Source organism: Citrobacter sp. wls714, assembly GCF_005281025.1.
Classification (GTDB): Bacteria; Pseudomonadota; Gammaproteobacteria; order Enterobacterales; family Enterobacteriaceae; genus Citrobacter; species Citrobacter werkmanii.
In genome coordinates, this window is record NZ_SZWZ01000092.1 from 23170 (window position 1) to 46467 (window position 23298).

The 23298-nt window shown below is 52.7% G+C and carries 22 protein-coding genes; 10 read left to right on the forward strand and 12 right to left on the reverse strand.

Annotated features, from left to right (window positions below):
• Window positions 1–22 precede the first annotated feature (22 nt).
• From FDX11_RS18835 to yiaK, 4 genes are read right to left on the reverse strand one after another with little or no spacing between them, the layout of a single operon-like run.
• Window positions 23–1342: an MFS transporter gene (locus tag FDX11_RS18835; protein ID WP_137349117.1), complete on the reverse strand. Its 1320-nt coding sequence runs from the start codon at window positions 1340–1342 to the stop codon at window positions 23–25.
• Window positions 1343–1373: 31 nt separating this feature from the next.
• Window positions 1374–2306: a DUF4862 family protein gene (locus FDX11_RS18840; RefSeq protein WP_137398365.1), complete on the reverse strand. Its 933-nt coding sequence runs from the start codon at window positions 2304–2306 to the stop codon at window positions 1374–1376.
• Window positions 2307–2319: 13 nt separating this feature from the next.
• Window positions 2320–2784 (reverse strand): YhcH/YjgK/YiaL family protein, encoded by a 465-nt coding sequence (locus FDX11_RS18845; RefSeq protein WP_137365846.1) that lies wholly within the window; start codon window positions 2782–2784, stop codon window positions 2320–2322.
• A gap of 11 nt (window positions 2785–2795) precedes the next feature.
• On the reverse strand, window positions 2796–3794 hold the full coding sequence (gene yiaK / locus FDX11_RS18850) for a 3-dehydro-L-gulonate 2-dehydrogenase (RefSeq protein WP_137398366.1): 999 nt from the start codon (window positions 3792–3794) through the stop codon (window positions 2796–2798).
• 196 nt (window positions 3795–3990) lie between these two features.
• On the opposite strand from yiaK, the gene yiaJ reads away from it, so the two are divergent.
• Together yiaJ and FDX11_RS18860 are read left to right on the forward strand one after the other, a co-directional pair.
• Complete coding sequence (yiaJ, locus tag FDX11_RS18855) at window positions 3991–4827, forward strand: IclR family transcriptional regulator YiaJ (RefSeq protein WP_371414802.1); 837 nt, start codon at window positions 3991–3993, stop codon at window positions 4825–4827.
• A gap of 117 nt (window positions 4828–4944) precedes the next feature.
• Window positions 4945–5418: a 4Fe-4S dicluster domain-containing protein gene (locus FDX11_RS18860; protein ID WP_042311665.1), complete on the forward strand. Its 474-nt coding sequence runs from the start codon at window positions 4945–4947 to the stop codon at window positions 5416–5418.
• Between the two features lie 35 nt (window positions 5419–5453).
• Here the strand turns inward: FDX11_RS18860 and avtA are convergent, their stop codons facing one another.
• Both avtA and malS read right to left on the reverse strand, forming a co-directional pair.
• The gene (avtA, locus tag FDX11_RS18865) at window positions 5454–6704 is read right to left on the reverse strand and encodes a valine--pyruvate transaminase (RefSeq protein ID WP_042311667.1); all 1251 of its coding nucleotides are present in this window, start codon (window positions 6702–6704) and stop codon (window positions 5454–5456) included.
• A gap of 176 nt (window positions 6705–6880) precedes the next feature.
• Window positions 6881–8911: an alpha-amylase gene (gene malS, locus FDX11_RS18870; RefSeq protein ID WP_137398367.1), complete on the reverse strand. Its 2031-nt coding sequence runs from the start codon at window positions 8909–8911 to the stop codon at window positions 6881–6883.
• Between the two features lie 316 nt (window positions 8912–9227).
• Between malS and FDX11_RS18875 the strand changes: the two genes are divergently transcribed.
• Window positions 9228–10052, forward strand: coding sequence for a protein bax (locus tag FDX11_RS18875; RefSeq protein WP_137398368.1), 825 nt, complete (start codon window positions 9228–9230; stop codon window positions 10050–10052).
• Between the two features lie 69 nt (window positions 10053–10121).
• On the opposite strand, the gene xylR is transcribed toward FDX11_RS18875, so the two are convergent.
• Window positions 10122–11300, reverse strand: a complete 1179-nt coding sequence (gene xylR / locus FDX11_RS18880) for a D-xylose utilization transcriptional activator XylR (RefSeq protein ID WP_042311672.1) — start codon at window positions 11298–11300, stop codon at window positions 10122–10124.
• A 357-nt stretch (window positions 11301–11657) separates the two neighbouring features.
• Here xylR and xylA point away from each other — a divergent pair, with 357 nt between their 5' ends.
• The 3 genes from xylA (at window position 11658) to yiaB (ending at window position 15039) form a co-directional block, all read left to right on the forward strand.
• Window positions 11658–12980: a xylose isomerase gene (gene xylA, locus FDX11_RS18885; protein WP_042311674.1), complete on the forward strand. Its 1323-nt coding sequence runs from the start codon at window positions 11658–11660 to the stop codon at window positions 12978–12980.
• Window positions 12981–13052: 72 nt separating this feature from the next.
• Entirely contained in the window at window positions 13053–14507 is a 1455-nt protein-coding gene (xylB, locus tag FDX11_RS18890) for a xylulokinase (RefSeq protein ID WP_137398369.1), read from the forward strand.
• Window positions 14508–14673: 166 nt separating this feature from the next.
• Window positions 14674–15039, forward strand: coding sequence for an inner membrane protein YiaB (gene yiaB, locus FDX11_RS18895; protein WP_042311678.1), 366 nt, complete (start codon window positions 14674–14676; stop codon window positions 15037–15039).
• On the opposite strand, the gene FDX11_RS18900 is transcribed toward yiaB, so the two are convergent.
• Complete coding sequence (locus FDX11_RS18900) at window positions 15036–16031, reverse strand: acyltransferase (RefSeq protein WP_042311996.1); 996 nt, start codon at window positions 16029–16031, stop codon at window positions 15036–15038. The two genes, yiaB and FDX11_RS18900, sit on opposite strands and share 4 nt — an antisense overlap.
• Before the next feature lie 172 nt (window positions 16032–16203).
• On the opposite strand from FDX11_RS18900, the gene FDX11_RS18905 reads away from it, so the two are divergent.
• The 3 genes from FDX11_RS18905 to glyS all read left to right on the forward strand — a co-directional run bounded on the left by FDX11_RS18905 (window position 16204) and on the right by glyS (window position 19598).
• On the forward strand, window positions 16204–16512 hold the full coding sequence (locus tag FDX11_RS18905) for a YsaB family lipoprotein (protein WP_079225840.1): 309 nt from the start codon (window positions 16204–16206) through the stop codon (window positions 16510–16512).
• Between the two features lie 95 nt (window positions 16513–16607).
• Entirely contained in the window at window positions 16608–17519 is a 912-nt protein-coding gene (gene glyQ / locus FDX11_RS18910) for a glycine--tRNA ligase subunit alpha (protein WP_001168552.1), read from the forward strand.
• A 9-nt stretch (window positions 17520–17528) separates the two neighbouring features.
• On the forward strand, window positions 17529–19598 hold the full coding sequence (glyS, locus tag FDX11_RS18915; RefSeq protein ID WP_061380943.1) for a glycine--tRNA ligase subunit beta: 2070 nt from the start codon (window positions 17529–17531) through the stop codon (window positions 19596–19598).
• A 66-nt stretch (window positions 19599–19664) separates the two neighbouring features.
• Here the strand turns inward: glyS and cueP are convergent, their stop codons facing one another.
• The 3 genes from cueP to FDX11_RS18930 form a co-directional block, all read right to left on the reverse strand.
• Window positions 19665–20204, reverse strand: a complete 540-nt coding sequence (gene cueP / locus FDX11_RS18920; protein WP_001620860.1) for a copper-binding periplasmic metallochaperone CueP — start codon at window positions 20202–20204, stop codon at window positions 19665–19667.
• Between the two features lie 187 nt (window positions 20205–20391).
• Window positions 20392–20604 (reverse strand): RNA chaperone/antiterminator CspA, encoded by a 213-nt coding sequence (cspA, locus tag FDX11_RS18925; protein ID WP_000014594.1) that lies wholly within the window; start codon window positions 20602–20604, stop codon window positions 20392–20394.
• Between the two features lie 280 nt (window positions 20605–20884).
• The gene (locus FDX11_RS18930; protein WP_003024273.1) at window positions 20885–21175 is read right to left on the reverse strand and encodes an HTH-type transcriptional regulator; all 291 of its coding nucleotides are present in this window, start codon (window positions 21173–21175) and stop codon (window positions 20885–20887) included.
• 380 nt (window positions 21176–21555) lie between these two features.
• Here FDX11_RS18930 and FDX11_RS18935 point away from each other — a divergent pair, with 380 nt between their 5' ends.
• Window positions 21556–22266 (forward strand): DUF3053 domain-containing protein, encoded by a 711-nt coding sequence (locus tag FDX11_RS18935; protein WP_042311688.1) that lies wholly within the window; start codon window positions 21556–21558, stop codon window positions 22264–22266.
• Window positions 22267–22323: 57 nt separating this feature from the next.
• Here the strand turns inward: FDX11_RS18935 and ghrB are convergent, their stop codons facing one another.
• Window positions 22324–23298, reverse strand: a complete 975-nt coding sequence (gene ghrB / locus FDX11_RS18940; protein ID WP_137398370.1) for a glyoxylate/hydroxypyruvate reductase GhrB — start codon at window positions 23296–23298, stop codon at window positions 22324–22326.

The following is a 23298-nucleotide window of genomic DNA, read 5'->3' on the forward strand; positions in this document are numbered from 1 at the left end:
CGCAGCGCCCCCGGGCATTGTTTTACGCCGTGCGTTTATGTGGGTTCAGTGTTTTGAGCGGTGCGGAACCCGCGTCGCATTTCGCTGGCAGCAGCAGCGCCATCAGCGCGGCCAGAGCCAGTGAGACGGCCAGGCAGTAAACGCCTGCATCTTTGCTGTACAGGGTGATAAGTACGCCGACCGCGTAAGGACCGCAGAAACCGCCGAGGTTACCCAACGCATTGATGACCCCACGTGCGCCACCGGCCATTTCCGCGCTGAACAAACGCGCCGGAATAGTCCAGAACACGCCTGCAGCCGATTGCAGGAAGAATCCGCAGCCAACCAGTGCGGCATAAGCCAGCCAGACGTTATTTTTCAGTGCTACAGAGAGGAACATGCACAGGGCAAAGCCAATCAGCGGCAGGCAGACGAACAGCTTGCGTTTGCCGGTCCGGTCAGAGAGGGAAGAGAACAGGAACATCCCGGCAATCGCGCCGACGTACGGCAGAATAGCGAGCATGCCAACTTGCCCCATGCTGCTGTGGGTCAACTCTTTGAGGATGGTCGGCAGCCACAGGGTGTAACCGTAAATCCCGGTCTGATAGAAGAAGTTCAGCGCGATAAGTTGCCACATGGTTTTGTCGGACAGCACCGCGCCCAGAGAGGCATTTTTGACCTCTGTTCCGGCAATCGCTTTTTGCTCGGCGGCCAGGGTTTCTACCAGGTAATTTTTCTCCGCCTCAGAGATCCAGCGCGCTTCCTGCGGACGGTCGTAAACGGTATAGGCCCACAGCACCAGAACGACGACGGAGAGTAAACCTTCAATGATGAACAGCCAGCGCCAGTCGAGTACGGTGATTATCCAGCCTGAGAGCGGGGCGGTAATGATCCCGGCAATAGGCACGAACATAATCACAATCGCATTGGCGCGACCGCGTTCGGCGTCGGGGAACCAGTTACTGATCATCGTCAGCACCACCGGCAGCATGCCGCCTTCGGCCACGCCGAGTAAGAAACGTAAAACCAGCAGTTGATACTGGTTAGTGATCAATCCCGTCAGAACGGAAATAACCGCCCAGGCAACCAGCGACCAGCCGATAAATTTCTTGCCGCTGCCGTGTACGGCAATTTTTCCGCCGGGTACCTGTAAAAACAGATAACCGATGAAGAAAATTCCCCCGGCCAGACCGGCCATGGTGGCGGAAATACCTAATTCTTCATCCATACCGCCGGGCATCGCAAATGCGATATTAACGCGGTCCATATAAGAGATAATACAAGCGATCAAAATCGGGGGAATAATCCGCAGCCAGCGCTGACGGGGTATATCTTTGAGTGTAGGGCGAGAGGTCATGTTCATATTAATATTCTCGTAGAGTAGTATGTTATTTTTATAGTTTTGCTTTGTTTAATGCAGCGATGCCGTCGCGTAATATCGCTACGCGATGGTTCACATCTGCATTGGCATTTATTTCCAGCAATTTAGTACCGGCAAACTGCAATGGATCGCTTCCTGCGCAGGCGAATAATTCGCGGGCATGGTCCGTGGTCATCAGGCTCTGCGGGCAGAAAGGGGCAAATGGTGCGTGAAGGTCCTGCCATTCGCCGTATTCTCCTGTCAGCGTCGTGCCGGAGAACATCAGCGCGCCCAGTTTCCCGGCCCGTTGGGCCTGCTGCGTGTGGGCCAGAGGTAGGGCGAGGTTCTGCCCTTCAATCGCCGATCTCGCCCAGTTAATGCACACGCTGATGTCGTAACCGGCAATCACGTCCAGTACGTTTTCTAACGGTAAAAATCCTTTGCGTGGCGCGGGGCCAGTCATAGCATCGCAATGTTCCAGCACCAGATCGCAGGACCAGTCCCAACGGGTAATTTCCTGGAGTGAACGGGCAAACGCGTCGGTGGCCTGAGCGACATTTGGGTTGCTTGCCAGTGGAGCGGCATGCAGTTCAAGGGCGATTATTTTCCCGGCGCTGGCCGCATTAATATGGTTGATTTTCTGGTGCAGATGGCGGTAATACGCCACACAGGCCTGACGCTGCTCTTCGTCGCTGGAGGCCAACCCGAAACCACCCTCAGTACCACGACGGCGCATGGTCTCCATAATCGCTGTGACCACGATTTGCCACTCGCCTGGCGTATGGCGCAATAACCACTCGTCACCTAACGGATGCAGATGCTCAAGGCAGGGCTGCTCCAGTCCGCGAATATCCGGGGTATCGGAGAGTTGACGCCAGAAGTCCTTCTCTTCCTCTTCACTCTTTTGGTGAAATGAGGGTGCACAAGGGTACGCACCGATAATATAACCGGTAGTGTTAGCTTTCATTTTTGTGCTCCTTTTATAAAACTGAAATAGCAACCTTCACGACTATTTTGCGGATCGGCGTGGCGACAGTTTTATGACATGCTGGACGATGAACATCCTGCGGGAAAAATATGGCGTAACTTCCCGGAATCATTTCAATAAAAGATTCATGTTCGCTGGCGTGATAAAAAATAATATCGCGCTGTTCTAATAACGATTCGCTGATTTGGTTATTTCCGGTATCAATGGCGATACCGATTTTTTCTTCACCCCAGGCTAAAAACTGAATATCCAGATAGCGGCGATGTACTTCAGGGCGATTTTCGGCAGCGTCACGCGTGGTTAAATCGATAATTTGTGCGAAGATATTTTTACCTTCTATCTCCACCACGCCCGGCTCAAGCTTGCGGAAATCCGTGGTGCGCAGGAAATCGAGCGCCCTTTCAATCGCCACGGGCAAACGACACGGGTTAGGCTGAGAGATATGTCCAAAGATCATGGTGTTGCTCCTTACAGCGCCTGAATTTTTGCCCAGACGCTGTCATCAACGGTTATACCGTTACGGCGATTTTCTTCCAGTAGCTTTGTAAACTCGTGGCCTGGCAGACGAACAGGCGTGTTTTCATCCGCGCGTTCGGCGGTGGTGATGAAATCCATAATCCGCTGTAGTTTGGCATCGCGCGTGGCGCCATCGATCAGCTTATCCACTTCAATGGCGATGAAAATCTGCGAAACGCCATATTCGTCGCTGTTATCCTGAGTGACCTCCGCAACGGAAGAGCCGTCAGAAAGCAGGGTGGCAATCATATCCAGCACAATCGACAGACCTGAACCTTTCCAGTAACCCATTGGCAGAATGCGACGATTTTTTTCGATAATGCCAGGCTCTTTGGTGAGATTGCCTTCATCGTCAAAACCACCGTCTACCGGCAGTTCGCGACCGGCCAGGCGATTCACTTCCAGCATGCCGTAGGAGAACATCGACATCGACATATCAACCATGGTGATTGGCGTGGAGGGGATGGCGACAATCAGCGGGTTAGTACCAATGCGGCACTCCTTCGAACCCCACGGCGGCATGACGGCAATTGAGTTGGTCCAGCAGATACCAATGTACCCTTTCTCCGCGGCCTGCCAGCCATAGCTGCCGCCACGCATCCAGTGGTTGGCGTTACGCAGCGCCACCAGACCAATACCGTGATCGGAGGCCAGCTCAATGGCCCGGTCCATCATCTTTTTCGCCGTCAGGTTGCCGATCGAACGCTGGGCATCCCATTGCTCAATCGCCCCCAGGCTGGTGATGCGCTGTGGTTTGGCTTCAGGAATGATGTCGCCGTTATCCAGTTGTTGAATGAAGCGGGGAAAACGGTTGACGCCATGCGAATAGACGCCGGATTCGGTGGTGCGCGCGAACATTTCGGCACAGGCATCGGCGGTTTCAACGGCGATACCGCGTGCCAGCAGTACCCGATTGAACGCATCTTTTAACTGTTCAAAGGTGACTTTCATTCCTGTTTCCTTGTTTAAATTTGATCGCTTTTTTATCTCTAAATTTCACTATGCGAAATCTGATTTCAAATATAGCGATCAAAATTTAACAGATCAACGGGGTGGCCTGTTTTTTAAAATCTGCAAAATCAAATAGTTGTGTTTTTTTGGTTCAGATCGTGAACTGAAACACACTTTGCGCTACCATCAGAGCGCGATGAAAAGGGGAGCGGAAAAAATGGGCACAAAAGAGAGTGAAATGACGCAAGACAAAGAGAGGCCAGCCGGAAGTCAGAGCCTGTTCCGTGGTTTGATGTTGATTGAGATCCTGAGCAACTATCCGAATGGGTGCCCGCTGGCCCACCTGTCTGAACTGGCGGGGCTGAACAAAAGTACCGTGCATCGACTCCTGCAAGGATTGCAGTCCTGCGGCTATGTCACACCCGCACCCGCTGCGGGCAGCTATCGGCTGACCACTAAATTTATCGCCGTTGGGCAGAAGGCGCTGTCGTCACTGAATATTATCCATGTCGCCGCGCCGCACCTTGAAGCGCTGAATATTGCCACCGGCGAAACCATCAACTTCTCCAGCCGTGAAGATGACCACGCTATTTTGATCTATAAGCTCGAGCCGACAACGGGCATGCTGCGTACCCGCGCCTATATCGGCCAGCATATGCCGCTGTACTGCTCCGCGATGGGCAAAATCTATATGGCGTTTGGGCATGCGGATTACGTGGCGTCCTACTGGGAGAGCCATCAGGATCTGATTCAGCCTCTGACCCGCAATACCATTACCGGTTTACCGGCGATGTATGACGAACTGGCGCAAATCCGCGAAAGCAGTATGGCGATGGATCGAGAAGAGAACGAGCTGGGGGTTTCCTGTATTGCCGTGCCGGTGTTTGATATTCACGGTCGGGTGCCGTATTCGGTGTCGATTTCACTTTCTACCTCACGTCTGAAGCAGGTAGGGGAAAAGAATTTACTTAAGCCGCTGCGCGAAACCGCTCAGGCAATTTCCAATGAGCTGGGCTTTACCGTTCGCGATTAGGCGCATGCCTGGCGTCGTTCAGTCACCTGACAAAATTTAACCGTTTCCCCTGTCCGATCAAGGCAGCAGGGAGTCTCTCTCTGGCAATCTGTGGTTTTCACTCTGACGGAGGGGGCAATGAACGAGTTTATTATGGCGGATGCGGCAAAATGTATTGGGTGTCGTACCTGCGAAGTTGCCTGCGTTGTCGCACATCAGGAAAATCAGGATTGCGCATCGGTCTCCTCCGCGGCGTTTATCCCGCGGATTCGGGTGATTAAAGACGATGCCTTTACGACGGCAGTAGCCTGTCATCAGTGCGAAGATGCTCCCTGCGCTAATGTGTGCCCAACGCACGCTATTCGTCGTGAACATGGGCATATCTTCGTTGAACAGGCGCAGTGTATTGGCTGTAAAAGCTGCATGATCGCATGTCCGTTTGGGGCGATGAATGTTGTCGCACGAACGGCACGGGCGCAGGCGATAAAATGTGATTTGTGCTGGCATCGCGAGACGGGACCTGCATGTGTAGAAGCCTGCCCGACCAATGCCTTGCAGTGTATTGATGCTGTCAGTATGCAGCGACAGCGTCTGCGTTCACAGCCTCTGTGAAGCGATCCCGACCCACGCTCGGGTCGGGATTTGCGTTAGCCTTCCAGCCAGGCGCGCTCGATCTCTTCCGCCAGAATCTTCACGCCAGCTTCGATTTTCTCCGGCTCTGGAACGTAATTCATGCGCATGCACTGATGAGTATGCGGCCAGGGTTTATCCAGCCCCGGGAAGAAGTAGTCACCGGGAACCATCAGCACGCCGCGCGCTTTCAGGCGCTGATACAGCAGCTCGGTGGTGATCGGCAAATCTTTGAACCATAACCACAGGAAAATCGCCCCTTCTGGTTTATGGATGAGACAGCGATCTTCAGGTAAATAGCGGCGAATGATCGCAATAGTCTGCTGAACGCGCTGGTAATAAAACGGTTTGATCACTGTCTCAGAAAGGCGCAGAAGATCGTTACGTTTAATCATTTCGCACATCATCGCCGGTCCCATTCCGCCGGGCGCAAGGCTGATAATGCCGTTCATATTGGTGATGGCGGTGATGATTTTTTCATTGGCGATAATGATGCCGCAGCGGGAGCCTGGCAGACCCAGCTTAGAAAGGCTCATGCACAGCACAATGTTTGGGTTCCACAGCGGCCGCGCTTCGCTAAAAATGATGCCAGGGAACGGTACGCCATACGCGTTATCGATCACCAACGGGATGCCGTGCTGGTTGGCCAGCCGATCCAGCTTCATCAGCTCTTCGTCGGTGATCACGTTGCCTGTCGGGTTAGTCGGGCGCGACACGCAGATCATCCCCGTTTCTTCACCGATGTGCAGATGTTCAAAATCAACGTGATACTTAAACTGCCCTTCTGGTAACAGTTCGATGTTTGGGCGTGCAGAGACAAAGAGTTCTTCTTCCAGCCCGGAATCGGCATAGCCAATATATTCCGGCGCTAATGGGAACAACACTTTTTGGGTTGTTCCGTCGGCGCGGCGTCCGGCGAAGAGATTGAATAAGTAGAAAAATGCGCTCTGACTGCCATTTGTCAGTGCAATATTTTGTGGCTCGATATCCCAACCCTGCTTCTCACGTAGCAGTTTCGCCAGCTCGGCCAGTAGCTCGGTTTTACCTTGTGGACCGTCATAATTGCAAAGCGCATCAGTGGCTTTGCCGTTTTCCAGCATATCTGCCAGCAGAGACTGAAAGTAATTTTTCATCTCTGGGATTTGCGCCGGATTACCGCCGCCGAGCATGATGGCGCCTGGTGTACGTAAGCCATCGTTGAGGTCCTCCATCAGGCGTGTGATACCTGAATGGCGGGTAAATTTGTCGCCAAAAAGTGAGAATGTCATAGCAGGTGGTCTGTCGAACTGAGTAGTAAAGTGGCTAACCATAGCGCTACCTATGGCGGGGTGCAAATCAGGGGTATCAGGCTGGATTGATGTTTTGTGCTGCAGATTTTTGTCGGGGTGGTGTTTTATCGTGAATTGGGCTTCTCGCATCAGCGAGTACGAGAAGCCCGTCAGGATCAGTGCTGACCGGCCCACACCACCATAACTTTATCGTTGCCATGTTCACGGACGAATCCGTATCCCTGCTTCAATGTCAGCGTGGTTTGTTTACCGGCGCCAATGGCGGGATGTCTGGCCCTGAACTGGCTTATACGTTGCCAGTGGGCGACGCTGGCGGCAGATTTCCCGGTCACATCCTGCCAGTTCATCTCTGAGCGCGTACCCTGCAAGGGATCGGAACCCGTGGGGCCAAAAGGCCGGGCCGACTCGTCACCGTAAAACAGTTGTACTGCCCCAGGCGCCAGTAGCAATAGCTCGGCGGCTTTGTCTCCACCCTCGCGAAACAGCCGGGTATCATGGGAGGAGAGATAGCTCAGGACATTGAAATCCTGCAGTTTTTCTGCCATCTGCTGCCAGGTGAGATCCATATTTGCCAGACAATCAACGGCTTTCGCCGCCTGCTCCTGATAGTCGAAATTGATCATCGCGTCGAAACCGTGACGATAATAGTCGCTTTGCATGACGCCGTGACCCCAGGCTTCACCGGTCATCCAGAAGGGTTTATCATCCAGCGCTTTGTCCGGGTTGGCTTTCTTCCATTCGACCAGCGCCGCGCTGGCCTGTGTTTTGAGCTGCTGCCAGGCGGGCAGCTCAACGTGTTTGGCGGTATCAACCCGAAAGCCGTCAATTCCGTAATCGCGCACCCACTGACTGAGCCAGTGGGTCAGATAGTCACGGGGCGTGTAGCCGGCGATAGCTTTGGCGTGAGTATCTGGTTTGTGCTGATAAAAATTAGGCAGGCCGGAAGGCGTGGTGGATTCGGTTTTCAGATCGGGCAGGAAAGCCAGCGACATGGTCAAGTCGTCAAAACCAGGGTTGTCGTAATCGCCAATATCGGTGCGGATCCAGTTTTTGCCCCACCATTTTTCCCAGCCGGTTTTATCGCTGAAGTTGATGTAATCATTAAAGCTATGCCAGCTCTGCCCGGCGGCTGGCTTCCAGTCCGTCCAGCGTTCGCCGAGCGTGTTTTTCAGCTCATCGCCTGATAAGTACAACGCCCCAAACTGATATTCCTGCATATCCGCCAGCGTGGCGTAACCAGCATGGTTCATCACGACATCGAACAGGACACGGATACCGCGCTGGTGAGCGCCGTCAACCAGCGCGCGCAGATCGTTTTCGTTGCCCATATTAGCGTCGAGCGTGGTCCAGTCCTGAGTGTAGTAGCCATGGTAGGCGTAGTGGGGGAAATCGCCTTTGGTGCCACCGCCGACCCAGCCGTGGATTTGCTCAAACGGCGCGCTGATCCATAGCGCATTGACGCCCAGTTGTTGCAGATAGTCGAGTTTGCTGGCAAGACCGCGTAAATCGCCGCCGTGGAAGGTGCCAATTTCCTGCATACCGTCGTTGCGCCGACCGTAGCTGTGGTCATTGCCCGGATCGCCATTCATAAAGCGGTCCGTCAGGACGAAATACACCGTCGCGTTATGCCAGTCGAAAGCAGCGGGGGCGTCGGTTTCCGCCCGTTCCAGCAGCAACAATCCGTTACTGGTTGCGGCGGGCTGCAGGGTAATCGACCCGTTTTTTACCGTCGCCGTTTGGTTACTGTAGTAGTCGCGCACCACGGCGCCTTCCGGGAAGGTCTGACTGACGTCCAGCGTTAATGGCGAACCATCCCATTTCGGACACTGGCGAATTTGGACACTGACGGGGTCTGCGGCGCTTTTGACTGAGAGCATCAGCGTTGGCGTGCCGGAGCGGGTATCGACTTCCAGCGTGTAATCGCCGTCCTTGAATAAACGCCACTGCGGCGGGGCGCCTTCACAAGGTTTGAGCGACAGCATCTGGTTGAGTTTTATTGCATCAGCTGGCTGCCAGCACTGTTGGTCAAAATTCAGAATTAAAGGACGAGTACCCTTCGTCAACGCTGCATGGCTGACGAATTTACCCGTACCTTCCGCTTCGAAGGTGGGAAGTCCCTGAGAGGTCCATGTTGAGGCGATGGCAATTCCGGGTAGTAGCGCCAGCGCAACGGCGGCAAGTTTCATAATGCTGTCCTTGATGCTGCGATTTTCGCCAGTTTGCCAGTGAAATCAGGCCGGAAACTCCTCCTTTGAGCTGATTCCGCCAGGAGGAGAAGTGAGGGTGAGCTAATGCGCGCAAAAAATGAACTAATTTTGCGATAACCCCCACATTTTCATCAAATTAATGGCGCCCCGAATCGTTAACGCGTGACATAGTTTCAGAATTGGACTATTCCTTTGGGTGCTCTTGACCGTTATTTTTGATATGATTTGAGATTCATCTCTCATTTTTGTGAAAAATATAAGGTGTTGGAATGTATAAATCCGACCAGGAGACCTAATGATATTGACTCCCATTCGACGATATGGGGCAATGATTCTTATGTTACTCACCGTTGCATTTTCGGGTGAGGTGCTGGCAAAGACACACACGGCGACAACGAGTCACAAGCCCCAGGTAATCAAGGCAAGTAATAAACAGGTTAGCAGTAAACAAGAGTATTCTCGCAATAATGCAAAGAGTAGTTCACTTCCTGATTTGCGAAAATACCCTTCCGGAACACCAAGGAAAAAAGCGTTTCTCCGGACGGTTATGCCTTATATTACCAGCCAAAATGCTGCCATTACGGCGGATCGTAACTGGCTGATTTCAAAACAGTACCAGAATCGCTGGTCGCCGACAGAGCGTACGCGGATGAAAGACATCGCCAAGCGCTATAAGGTGAGCTGGTCAGGTAACACGCGTAAAATTCCGTGGAATACGCTGCTTGAGCGTGTAGACATTATCCCGACCAGTATGGTGGCAACCATGGCTGCGGCTGAAAGCGGCTGGGGGACATCGAAGCTGGCGCGGAGCAACAACAACCTGTTTGGCATGAAATGTGGCAAAGGGCGTTGTAACAATGCCCCGGGTAAGGTGAAAGGCTACTCACAGTTTGAATCAGTGAAAGAGTCAGTCAATGCCTATGTCATTAACCTGAATACGCACCCTGCTTACTCTTCTTTCCGTAAGTCACGCGCGCAACTGCGTAAAGCCGATCAGGAAGTCACCGCTACTGCGATGATCCATAAGCTGAAGGGTTATTCCACTAAGGGACAGAGCTACAACAACTATCTGTTCGCAATGTATCAGGATAACCAGCGCTTAATCGCCGCGCATATGTAACGTGTGTAATCCGGTCTACAAATCATCTTGTAGGCCGGATCAGACGAAGCTGCCATCCGGCAATTCCCTCTATAGCAATACTTCACTATTCACATCGCGATACTCTTTTGGCGTCGTGTCGTACTCTTTCTTGAAGACGGAATAGAAGTATTGCAAAGATGGATAGCCGCACATTTGTGAAATTTCGTTGATTGAAAGCGTGGTGGAAATCAACAGGCTGCGCGCTTTTTCCAGCTTTTCGGCATGAATCACCGCATGGATAGTTTCTCCGACCTCTTCTTTAAAACGTTTCTCCAGGTTCGACCGCGAAATCCCCACTGCATCCAGTACCTGTTCGACTTTAATGCCTTTGCAGGCATGGTTTCGGATAAAGTGCATCGCCTGAATCACCGCCGGATCGGTCAATGAACGGTAGTCAGTTGAACGGCGTTCAATGACGCGCACTGGAGGGACCAGTATGCGTTGCAGCGGTAGTTCTTCACTCGCCAGTAAGCGGTGCAAAAGCTTAGCGGCCTGATACCCCATCTGCCTGGCCCCCTGAGCAACGGATGACAGCGCCACCCGCGACAGGTAACGGGTCAGTTCTTCGTTGTCGATACCAATCACGCACAGTTTTTCCGGGACCGGAATATGCAGGTGTTCGCAAGCTTGCAGGACGTGCCGCGCTCGCGCGTCGGTGACGGCGATAATGCCGGTTTGCGGCGGCAGAGTCTGCAGCCAGTCCGCCAGACGGTTTTGCGCGTGCTGCCAGTTTTCCGGCGCGGTTTCCAGTCCCTGATAGACAACCCCACGGTACTTTTCTTTCGCGACCAGTTGGCAAAACGCATATTCACGTTCAGCGGCCCAGCGTTTGCCGCTTGAAGCGGGCAGTCCGTAGAATGCGAACCGGTTGATCCCTTTTTCTTTCAGATGCAGGAAAGCGCTTTCTACCAGCGCGTGGTTATCGGTGGCAATGTAATGTACCGGCGGATAATCCTTTTCCGCATGGTAGGAACCCCCGACGCCGATGATAGGAACATCCACATCGGCAAGTAATTGTGCAATGTCATCGTCGTCATAATCAGCAATAACACCATCGCCTAACCAGTCTTTGATATTATCAATGCGGGCGCGGAAATCTTCCTCAATGAATATATCCCACTCTGATTGCGATGCCTGTAAATATTCACCCACCCCTTCTACCACCTGGCGGTCGTAGGCTTTATTGGCATTAAATAATAGAGTGATGCGGTGACGTTTATCAAACATAAGAACCTGTCCTGGAAGGTTAACGTGGCCTGTCGATACTAGCAAAACCGCAGGTACGACTGCTTGATGAAGCGTGACAAATTTTTATTTTCTGATTCTACGCAAAATTCACATACTGAACGCGGGATGACAATTGCCATTTTTTATCTGCGCATTACGGTTTTTTGTTTAATGATGAACCTTCGATCGCGATCGCTTTTTTAATTCTTTTTTCAATGCGATTTTTTGGGAGCCAGCGCACGTTTGGGTATTCTCTTAATGGCGGTGTGAAATAACGTAATTGAGCAATAAATCAGGAAATTCCAGTATAGCTATATCGCAGTTTACTCGCCGTATTACCTGATTATGGAGCTTATTATGCAGGCTTATTTCGACCAACTCGATCGTGTTCGTTTTGAAGGGACTAAATCTACTAACCCGCTCGCATTTCGCCATTACAACCCTGACGAAATCGTGTTGGGCAAACGCATGGAAGATCATCTGCGTTTTGCCGCCTGCTATTGGCATACATTCTGCTGGAACGGTGCGGATATGTTCGGCATGGGCGCTTTCGATCGCCCGTGGCAGCAGCCCGGAGAAGCACTGGCGCTGGCGAAACGCAAAGCGGATGTCGCATTTGAGTTCTTTCACAAACTGAACGTCCCTTACTATTGCTTCCATGATGTGGATGTCTCGCCGGAAGGCGCGTCGCTGAAAGAGTACAAAAACAACTTTGCGCAGATGGTTGATGTACTGGCGGCAAAACAAGAACAAAGTGGGGTCAAGCTGCTGTGGGGAACGGCAAACTGCTTCACCAATCCACGCTACGGCGCGGGCGCGGCCACGAACCCGGATCCGGAAGTGTTCAGTTGGGCTGCCACGCAGGTGGTCACGGCGATGGATGCCACGCATAAGCTAGGCGGCGAAAACTATGTTTTGTGGGGCGGTCGTGAAGGCTATGAAACGCTGCTGAATACCGATCTGCGTCAGGAACGTGAACAGATTGGCCGCTTTATGCAACTGGTGGTAGAGCACAAACACAAAACGGGTTTCCAGGGCACTTTACTTATCGAGCCGAAGCCACAGGAACCAACCAAACACCAGTACGACTACGATGCAGCGACCGTTTACGGGTTCCTCAAGCAGTTTGGCCTGGAAAAAGAGATCAAACTGAATATCGAAGCCAACCACGCCACGCTGGCGGGTCACTCTTTCCATCATGAAATCGCCACTGCTATCGCGCTGGGTCTGTTTGGCTCTGTCGATGCCAACCGCGGTGACGCACAACTGGGATGGGATACTGACCAGTTCCCGAATAGCGTAGAAGAGAATGCGTTGGTGATGTACGAAATCCTCAAAGCGGGCGGCTTCACCACCGGCGGTCTGAACTTCGACGCCAAAGTCCGTCGTCAGAGCACCGATAAATACGATCTGTTCTATGGTCATATTGGCGCAATGGATACCATGGCGCTGTCGCTGAAAATTGCGGCCCGTATGATTGAGGACGGTGGCCTGGATCAGCGCGTGGCCAAGCGCTATGCCGGTTGGAATGGTGAGCTGGGCCAGCAAATTCTGAAAGGGCAGATGACGCTGACGGAAATTGCGCAGTACGCTGAACAACATAACCTGGCGCCAGTGCACCAGAGCGGTCATCAGGAACTGCTGGAAAATCTGGTAAACCATTATTTGTTCGACAAATAACAGGTTTCTGAGAACGTCCGTAAGCCCGGAAAGCTACGCGCTGCCGGGCCTTTCTTTAAGGAACAATACGCTATGTATATCGGGATAGATCTAGGCACCTCAGGCGTAAAGGCCATTCTGCTGAATGAGCAGGGCGATGTGATCGCTTCGCAAACGGAGAAACTCACGGTCTCGCGCCCGCATCCGTTATGGTCAGAGCAGGACCCTGAACAATGGTGGCTGGCAACGGATCGCGCCGTAAAAGCGCTGGGCCAGCAGCATTCGCTCAGTGAGGTGAAAGCGTTAGGGATTGCCGGCCAGATGCACGGCGCGACGTTACTGGACAAGCAACAGAAAGTATTACGTCCCGCTATCCTGTGGAACGATGGCCGCTGCGGTGAAGAGTGCATAATGCTGGAGAACCAGGTTCCGCAGTCTCGTGCTATTACTGGCAACCTGATGATGCCTGGCTTTACCGCGCCAAAGTTGCTGTGGGTGCAACGCCACGAACCGGAGATTTTCAGCCAGATTGATAAAGTGCTGTTGCCGAAAGATTACCTGCGTCTGCGTATGACCGGCGATTTTGCCAGCGATATGTCTGATGCGGCAGGTACGATGTGGCTGGATGTCGCCAAACGTGACTGGAGTGATGTCATGCTGGCGGCCTGTAAGCTGTCTCGTGCGCATATGCCTGCGCTATACGAAGGTTGTGCGATTACCGGAACATTGCTGCCAGAAGTCGCCCGGAACTGGGGAATGAGTGAGGTTGCGGTCGTTGCCGGGGGCGGTGATAACGCGGCGGGGGCGGTTGGCGTGGGCATGATGAATGCCGGTCAGGCGATGCTTTCGTTGGGTACATCCGGCGTCTATTTTGCGGTAAGCGACGGCTTCCTCAGCAAACCGGAAAGCGCGGTACACACTTTTTGTCATGCTTTGCCGGAACGATGGCACCTGATGTCCGTGATGCTGAGCGCAGCATCCTGCCTGGATTGGGCAGCGAAATTAACCGGACAGGCGAGCGTACCTGCGTTGATCGCCGCAGCGCAACAGGCGAATGAAGACGCCGAGCCGGTCTGGTTTTTACCTTATCTGTCCGGTGAACGTACGCCGCATAATAACCCGCAGGCGAAGGGCGTATTTTTCGGTCTGACGCATCAGCATGGTCCGGCAGAACTGGCGCGAGCGGTACTGGAAGGTGTGGGTTTTGCGCTGGCTGACGGTATGGATGTGGTGCATGCGTGCGGCGTGCAGCCTGCAAGCATTACCTTGATTGGCGGCGGGGCGCGCAGCGCATACTGGCGTCAGATGTTGTCTGACATCAGCGGATTGCAGCTGGATTACCGTACCGGCGGTGATGTCGGCCCTGCACTTGGTGCGGCGCGACTGGCGCAAATCGCTATGAATCCGCAGCAGCCGTTAGCAGACATACTGCCTCAGCTTACGCTGGAACAGGCGCATTATCCTGATGCTGAGCGCCATGCGCTTTACCTACAGCGTCGGGAAACCTTCCGTCGTATTTATCAGCAATTACAGCCGCTGATGTCCTGACGACTTTCCCCTCTGAATAGCAGAGGGGATTTATCAAATATATATTTCAATGAAATAAATAATTGATGTGAATGGATTTATTCTGAAAATCCAGTGTGGTGGCATATTTCTGTGTTGTCTTTAGCGGGTTATTCATATTGTATCCATGATGGATAAGGAGATCCCAATGAAGACGACCAGGCTGTTGCCATGGATATTATTTTTCTCTGGCATACTGATTTACGTTATCGGCTTATGGCGAGCATGTCCGTTATTAAGCGGCAAAGGCTATTTTCTGGGTGCGCTGATGACGGGAATGTTTGTGACGTACGCTTATCAGCGTGCTGAAAATCTCAATCAGAACGACGAACGCTTCGCTTCCGTGTGTCAGATGGTGGCATTGATAACGCTGGGGCTACTGCTGGTGGGGATATGGAATATACCGTTAACGCCCCTCGAAAAGGGGCTATACCTGGCAGCATTCTTTGTGTGTTTGGCCGGACAAGTTTTACTCCTGCGTCCAGGGCCGAATGAACAAAAGGGTGAGTCTTAACTCACCAACCTGCGCGTATCGATACGCTGCAAGAGTATGGACAACAGCAGGCTACCCGCCAGCGTGGCGCTAAAAATCCACAGCATGTCCAGCGGTGGCCAGTTTTTGAGTTCAAGGCCGTTGGTGCGCAGCGCGTGAATGATCAGCGCATGAAAGCCATAAATGCCCAGCGAGTGGCGGGAAATAAGGCCCAGTACCGGTAGAGTGCGCTTGCTGAGCGTATTTTTGACCAGCGTCAGGAGCGAGGCGGCACAAATAAACACCGCCGGGCCGCAGTAGAGGTACCAGGTATCGGCAAAATTGCCGCGCCAGCGCAGTTCATGCAACGTGCCCCGAGAAATAACAAACACCGCGGTGATGAACAACGCCGCACAGAGCCAGGTGAGCGCACGCTTTTGCGTATCCATCATGCCAATCGCCCGACCCAACATGCCGTACAAGATGTAATAGAAGGTATCGCCACTGATGTACAGGTTGATGGGAAGCCACTCAAAACCGCCAATTTTTTGCGAGACGGTGTTGGGATTGGCAATCACCCCAATCACTACCATGAGCGCCAGCAGCATCTTGCCGCTGATATTTTTCACCTGTATCAGCGGGGAAACCAGGTAGATGACAGCGATGGCGAAGAAAAACCACAGGTGATAGAACACCGGTTTTTGCAACAGGTTTTTCAGCGACAGCTCAGCATTGATCGAGGTAAACAACAGAATATAGGCCAGCGACACGCTGCTGTAAAAAAGAATGCACAGCGTGATGCGCGTGAAATGGCGCGGTTTGGCGCTGCGCTCACCAAAAAACAGATAGCCCGAAATCATGAAGAACAGCGGGACGCTGACGCGAGAGGCGGAATTGAGCACATTGGCCAGATCCCAATTCAACGGGCTGACGCTGTGCGCATTGGTGATGTACCAGGTCGTGGTGTGGATCATCACAACCATGAGACAAGCTATTCCGCGCAGATTATCAATCCAGAAAATTTTGGGCTGCATCAGTTCCTCTGTCTCCATTAAAAAAAGTCTGACCGATATTTTGCGTACGTAACTCACTGGAATAATCTGAGTTTTTACGCTAAAGCTTGAGATGGTCTGATGAGATTCTCAAAATAGGATCTGTTTCCAGACACTAATAATAAGACTGACCAGCAAACCAGGCGGTAATAAAATGATGATGAAGTATTTCTTTCCCGCGATCGCTACCCTCATGCTGGTAGCTTGCGCCGACACACAGCCGTCTGCACCCGCGCAGAAGGCGCAAAAGGTTAAGGTCAGTGCAACACGCTCGCTGGATATGGAGTCGCTGTGCAAAAATGAGGCGGCACAACTTTATAACATCGGCGCGCAGAAAATTGATATCTCCGGCCTGGAACAATTCCAGGGCAGCTATGAGATGCGTGGTTCGACCTTCCGTAAAGAGAGTTTTGTCTGCTCTTTTGATGCAGACGGGCAGTTTTTGCACCTTTCCATGCGCTAAGTTCCCCCTTTTTCCCGTTTCGTACTGTATATCTTGCAGCCAGCGGGTATACTGACCGCTTCCTTTAAATCCACACGTATCCAGCACGAAATAATATGCAAAAGTTTGATACCAGGACCTTCCAGGGCTTGATCCTGACCTTACAGGATTACTGGGCTCGCCAGGGCTGCACCATCGTTCAACCATTGGACATGGAAGTCGGCGCGGGGACATCTCACCCAATGACCTGCCTGCGTGCGCTGGGGCCGGAACCGATGGCGACTGCTTATGTGCAGCCTTCTCGTCGTCCGACCGACGGCCGCTATGGCGAAAACCCGAACCGCTTACAGCACTACTATCAGTTCCAGGTAGTGATTAAGCCGTCTCCGGACAACATTCAGGAGCTGTACCTGGGTTCTCTGAAAGAGCTGGGTATGGACCCGACCATTCACGATATCCGTTTCGTGGAAGATAACTGGGAGAACCCGACGCTGGGTGCCTGGGGGCTGGGTTGGGAAGTGTGGCTGAACGGTATGGAAGTCACGCAGTTCACCTACTTCCAGCAGGTTGGTGGTCTGGAATGTAAACCTGTGACTGGGGAAATTACCTACGGTCTGGAACGTTTGGCCATGTACATTCAGGGCGTAGACAGCGTTTACGACCTGGTCTGGAGCGACGGCCCTCTGGGTAAAACCACTTACGGCGACGTGTTCCATCAGAACGAAGTGGAGCAATCCACCTATAACTTCGAATATGCCGACGTGGACTTCCTGTTCACCTGCTTCGAGCAGTACGAGAAAGAAGCGCAGCAGTTGCTGGCGCTGGAAAATCCACTGCCGCTGCCTGCGTATGAACGTATTCTGAAAGCCGCTCATAGCTTCAACCTGCTGGATGCGCGTAAAGCCATCTCCGTCACCGAGCGTCAGCGCTATATCCTGCGCATTCGCACCCTGACTAAAGCTGTGGCAGAAGCTTACTACGCTTCCCGTGAAGCCCTTGGCTTCCCGATGTGCAACAAAGAGAAATAAGAGGCGGCCATGTCTGAGAAAACTTTTCTGGTGGAAATCGGCACTGAAGAGCTGCCACCAAAAGCACTGCGCAGCCTGGCTGAGTCCTTTGCTGCGAACTTTACCGCGGAGCTGGATAACGCTGGCATCGCGCACGGCAACGTTGAGTGGTTCGCCGCACCGCGTCGTCTGGCGCTGAAAGTCGCGAACCTGGCTGAAGCGCAACCTGACCGTGAAGTTGAAAAACGCGGCCCGGCAATTGCTCAGGCGTTTGACGCCGAAGGCAAACCGAGCAAAGCGGCAGAAGGTTGGGCGCGTGGCTGCGGTATCACCGTTGACCAGGCCGAGCGTCTGACCACCGATAAAGGCGAGTGGTTGTTGTATCGCGCGCATGTGAAAGGCGAAAGCGCTGAAACGCTGCTGCCGAACATGATCGCCACCTCGCTGGCTAAGCTGCCGATCCCGAAACTGATGCGCTGGGGCGCGTCTGACGTCCATTTCGTGCGTCCGGTTCACACCGTGACTCTGCTGCTGGGCGACAAAGTGATTCCGGCAACGATTCTGGGCATTCAGTCCGATCGTGTGATTCGCGGCCATCGCTTTATGGGCGAAGCGGAATTCACCATCGACTCTGCCGATCAATACCCAGAAATCCTGCGTGAGCGTGGTAAAGTGATTGCGGATTACGCTGAGCGTAAAGCAAAAATCAAAGCCGATGCAGAAGAAGCGGCGCGTAAAATTGGCGGTAACGCCGATCTGAGCGAAAGCCTGCTGGAAGAAGTCACCTCGCTGGTAGAATGGCCGGTAGTGTTGACCGCGAAGTTCGAAGATAAATTCCTCGCGGTTCCGTCAGAAGCGCTGGTTCACACCATGAAAGGCGACCAGAAGTACTTCCCGGTTTACGCCAACGACGGCAAACTGCTGCCGAACTTTATCTTCGTTGCCAACATCGAATCGAAAGATCCGAGCCAGATTATCTCCGGTAATGAGAAAGTTGTGCGCCCGCGTCTGGCGGATGCCGAGTTCTTCTTCAATACCGACCGTAAAAAACGTCTGGAAGATCATCTGCCGCGTCTGCAAACCGTGCTGTTCCAACAGCAACTGGGTACGCTGCGCGACAAGACCGATCGTATCCAGGCGCTGGCGGGCTGGATTGCTGGTCAGATTGGCGCTGACGTGAACCACGCAACGCGTGCGGGCCTGCTGTCCAAGTGTGACCTGATGACCAACATGGTCTTCGAGTTCACCGACACCCAGGGCGTGATGGGCATGCACTATGCGCGTCACGATGGCGAAGCGGAAGATGTGGCCGTGGCACTGAACGAGCAGTATCAGCCGCGTTTTGCCGGCGATGACCTGCCGTCTAACCCGGTAGCCTGTGCCGTGGCGATTGCCGACAAAATGGACACCCTGGCGGGTATCTTTGGCATCGGCCAGCATCCGAAAGGCGACAAAGACCCGTTTGCGCTGCGTCGTGCCGCGCTGGGCGTGCTGCGTATTATCGTTGAGAAGAACCTGAATCTCGATCTGCAAACGCTGACCGAGGAAGCGGTTCGTCTGTACGGCGACAAGCTGACCAACGCGAAAGTCGTGGATGACGTTATCGACTTTATGCTCGGTCGCTTCCGCGCATGGTATCAGGACGAGGGTTACACCGTTGATACCATTCAGGCCGTGCTGGCGCGTCGTCCGACTCGTCCAGCTGATTTCGACGCGCGTATGAAGGCGGTATCGCACTTCCGTACGCTGGAAGCCGCGTCCGCGCTGGCTGCGGCGAACAAGCGTGTATCAAACATCCTGGCGAAGTCTGAAGAAACGCTGAACGACCGCGTGAATGCGGCAACGCTGAAAGAGCCGGAAGAAATTGCGCTGGCGATGCAGGTTGTGGTGCTGCGCGATAAGCTGGAGCCTGTCTTTGCAGCCGGTCATTACCAGGAAGCGCTGGTTGAGCTATCGGCACTGCGTGAACCGGTTGATGCGTTCTTTGAGAAAGTGATGGTTAACGTGGAAGATAAAGATTTGCGTATTAACCGTCTGTCTATGCTCGAAAAACTGCGCGAGCTGTTCCTGCGCGTGGCGGATATTTCGCTGCTGCAGTAACGGCCCTGAGCTGACTTAGAAAATGCCGGATGGCGTCTCTGCCTTATCCGGCATTTTTTTATGTTGTTATCGCAACTGCAACTTAGTCAGGCAGGTCTGGCTGTCTTCCATTGTCTTAATGGGATACTCGGCTGATTTACCGTTGTAGCTCACTGCGATGGTGCCTTCCATATTGCGCGGTAGCCATACCCCGACGAAGCCGTTTCGACCGCTCTTCATCGCTTTTTGTACCACTACCTCTCCCTTACTGTCCGTCACTTTGACATTGAATGTCTTCTCCGGCATTTCGCCCTGGCAGCCAGACAGACTATGGTTGAAGCAAGGATGTGTTTGCCATTCATAAGGGGCAAATGACAGGTAGAACTTGTCACCGAGCGGCAGGGTATAAACCTGATCGCCAGAAGACAGTTTCAGCGCAGTGCTGGTGACGGACGCTGAGTAAGGCAACGGCCGACTCTGTGGCGACTGGTCAATAGTCTCTACGATTTGCTCAACGGATTTACCGCTGAGTCCGTGTTCCGCCAGAAAAGTGGCTTCCGGGGTCGCCGCGAATGCAGTACCCGTTGTGAGCAAACCTAAAACCAGCAGCAGTGAGGATTTCGACATAGCTTCAATTCCTTGTGAACATTATGGAATACAGACTGGCTCACTATAAAGCTTGCCCTTAGGGAAAGGTCAAAGGTACGGCGGGTAAAGTAATGCAAAGACGCGTTTCGGTGGGATGTATTGCGAAATACAGATAAAAAAAATCCCCGCCGTTTGGCAGGGATTCAGAATTTTGAGCTTTTTAAGCTTACAGGCTGGTTACGTTGCCAGCTGCCGGGCCTTTAGCGCCGCTTTCGATGGTGAAGGAAACTTTCTGACCTTCGTCCAGAGATTTGTAGCCATCGTTCTGGATAGCAGAGAAGTGTACGAACACGTCTTTAGAGCCATCGTCAGGAGTGATGAAGCCGAAACCTTTATCAGCGTTGAACCATTTTACGATACCAGTCATTTTACCGGACATAGTGTATTACCTTTTAAAAAATAAGTGTGCCTTTCGGCGATATGGCGTGCTCTACAGATTTTTTAACAGTAAAGGAAATGCTCACTACGAGGGGTATCAATGATAACTCTTGAAGGGACTTGCCTTACTAAACTGCTGTAATGGTCTGTACGTCAAACCGTTGAGAGCATTAACTCATTTTACGCCTGTGGATGCAACTACTATTTTCTTATTTGTGGATACCCTCCGTAAGGGAACGGTCCTTTTACCGGACCGTTCTTCAGCAAAATTAAAAAATAGTTCAATCCATCAATTGCTTACTTAATCTCGGATCGGCCTGGATCAGGCGCATCAACTTCAATTCGGTAGTGGAAGGCTTTACGCGTTTAGACTCCCATTCATGCACCATCGCGACCGTCACGCCCATCACTCGGGCAAAATCATCTGTTTTTAAACCAGTCCCTCGACGTAGCTGTTCAAATTCGGTGAAAGGGTTGGTTTTTTGCGTCAGAGTAACTGTCTGCGATACATCTTTAAAAACAATCTGCTCCAGACTGCTCAGCAGTTCAAACATTGGATCTTTGTATTCCATTGAGAACTCCTATAAATCACACAGCGGGATCGTGAATTTCATCGAAGCTCCTTAAGAGTAGTCGGAAAAAATGAAGTCGGATCTAAGGTTTGCGTGATGGATTCGTTTCAGCAGAGTATGAGCGACAAGCCTTTACAGGCTAACAAACTGATTAAGGTCGCGATCTCCGAACGATTGCTCCCGATTGTAAAGATAACGAAAATACGACCCTGGGTAATGAATGGCGCATTGTTTAGCAAAAAAAAGGGGGGCGGGAACGGTTATTTTCCCTCACAAGATTACGCGGAAAGGGTATCTTGCGAGCCTGACCTGGACTATCCTTGTCAACGTCTGGCACGCGGGTGTCGTTGTGCGCATTTTTGGGTGAAAGGAGTATTAAAATGGCGACAGGTAAGTCCTGCTCTCGCTGGTTTGCGCCTGTTTTGGCGCTCTTAATGGTAGTTGGCCTGAGTGGGTGTTTTGATAAAGAAGGCGATCAGCGCAAAGCGTTTATCGATTTTCTGCAGAATACTGCAATGCGTAGCGGGGAGCGTTTGCCAACGCTGACCGCCGATCAGAAAAAACAGTTTGGCCCGTTTGTGTCCGATTACGCGATTCTGTATGGCTATTCTCAACAGGTTAATCAGGCGATGGACTCCGGTCTGCGCCCGGTCGTTGATAGCGTAAATGCGATTCGTGTTCCTCAGGATTATGTGACTCAGCGTGAACCGCTGCGTCAGGCAAATGGCGCACTGGGTGTGTTAGGGCAACAGTTGCAGAATGCGAAACTGCAGGCAGATGCTGCGCATGGCGCGCTGAAGCAGGGCGAGGATCTCAAGCCGGTCTTTGACCAGGTCTACAATAAAGTCGTCACTGCACCTTCAGAGGCGCTACAGCCGCTGATCCCTGCCGCGCAAATCTTCACGCAGCAACTGGTGCAGGTCGGTGATTTTGTGGCGCAGCAGGATACGCAGGTGAGCTTTGTCGCCAACGGTATCCAGTTCCCCACTTCACAACAGGCAAGTCAGTACAACACGCTGATTGGCCCGTTGGCTGCTCAGCATCAGGCGTTTACTCAAGCCTGGACTGCTGCGGTGAATGCCACTCAGTAAAAGAGTGCTGTAATACATAGAAGGCCGGGTAAGCGTAAGCGCTGCCCGGCCTTTTGTTTATTGCGCGACCTGCGGGTTGACGCAGTTCTTCTCCACTCTTCCTTGCAGCGCATCGATTAAGTTATCCACCGCACAGGCCGCCATGTTATAGCGCGTTTCGTGCGTGGCTGAACCAATGTGCGGCACGGCCACCACGTTGGGCAGTGACAGCAGCGGAGAGTCTGTCGCTAATGGCTCCTGCTCAAATACATCCAGACCTGCGGCATGAATGTCGCCGTTTTGCAGAGCGCTAATCAACGCTTTTTCATCGACCACCGGGCCACGTCCAGCGTTAATGAAAATGGCGGAAGACTTCATTTTAGCAAACTGCTCGGTACTGAACAGATGATGTGTTTCGTCGGTTAATGGCAGGATCAGGCAGACAAAATCAGACTCCTGCAACAGCGTGTCGAGATCGCAGTAACGCGCATTGAAGCGTTCTTCCGCTTCCTGATGATGACGGCGGGCGTTATAGAGAATCGGCATGCTAAAGCCAAAATGCGCACGTTGCGCCAGCGCCAGCCCGATACGACCCATGCCGACAATGCCCAGCGTTTTGTGGTGGACATCGGTACCAAACCAGTCTGGCCCGACACTTTTGGTCCATTCGCCTGACTTCACTCGTTCAGCAACTTCCACCACGCGGCGAGCGGTGCTTAGCACCAGCGCCATTACCGTATCGGCGACGGTTTCCGTGAGCACGGTTGGCGTATGCATCAACAGTACCTTACGCGCATTGAGGGCATCGACATCGAAGTTGTCATAGCCTACGGAAATTGTGGATGTCGCACGCAGCCTGGGCATTTTCTCCAACAGCGCGGTATTGACGGCTTCACTGGAGCCCAGCAGACCTTCGGCGTTGGCAAAGGCCTTGGCGTGCTGTGCGACCGTTTCCGGGCGCAGGTTAGGCACCTGAGTCACAGTAAAATGCTCTTCCAGGCGATGCAGTAAATCGTCAGGTAACGCTTTATAGAGAATAATGGACGGCTTCAT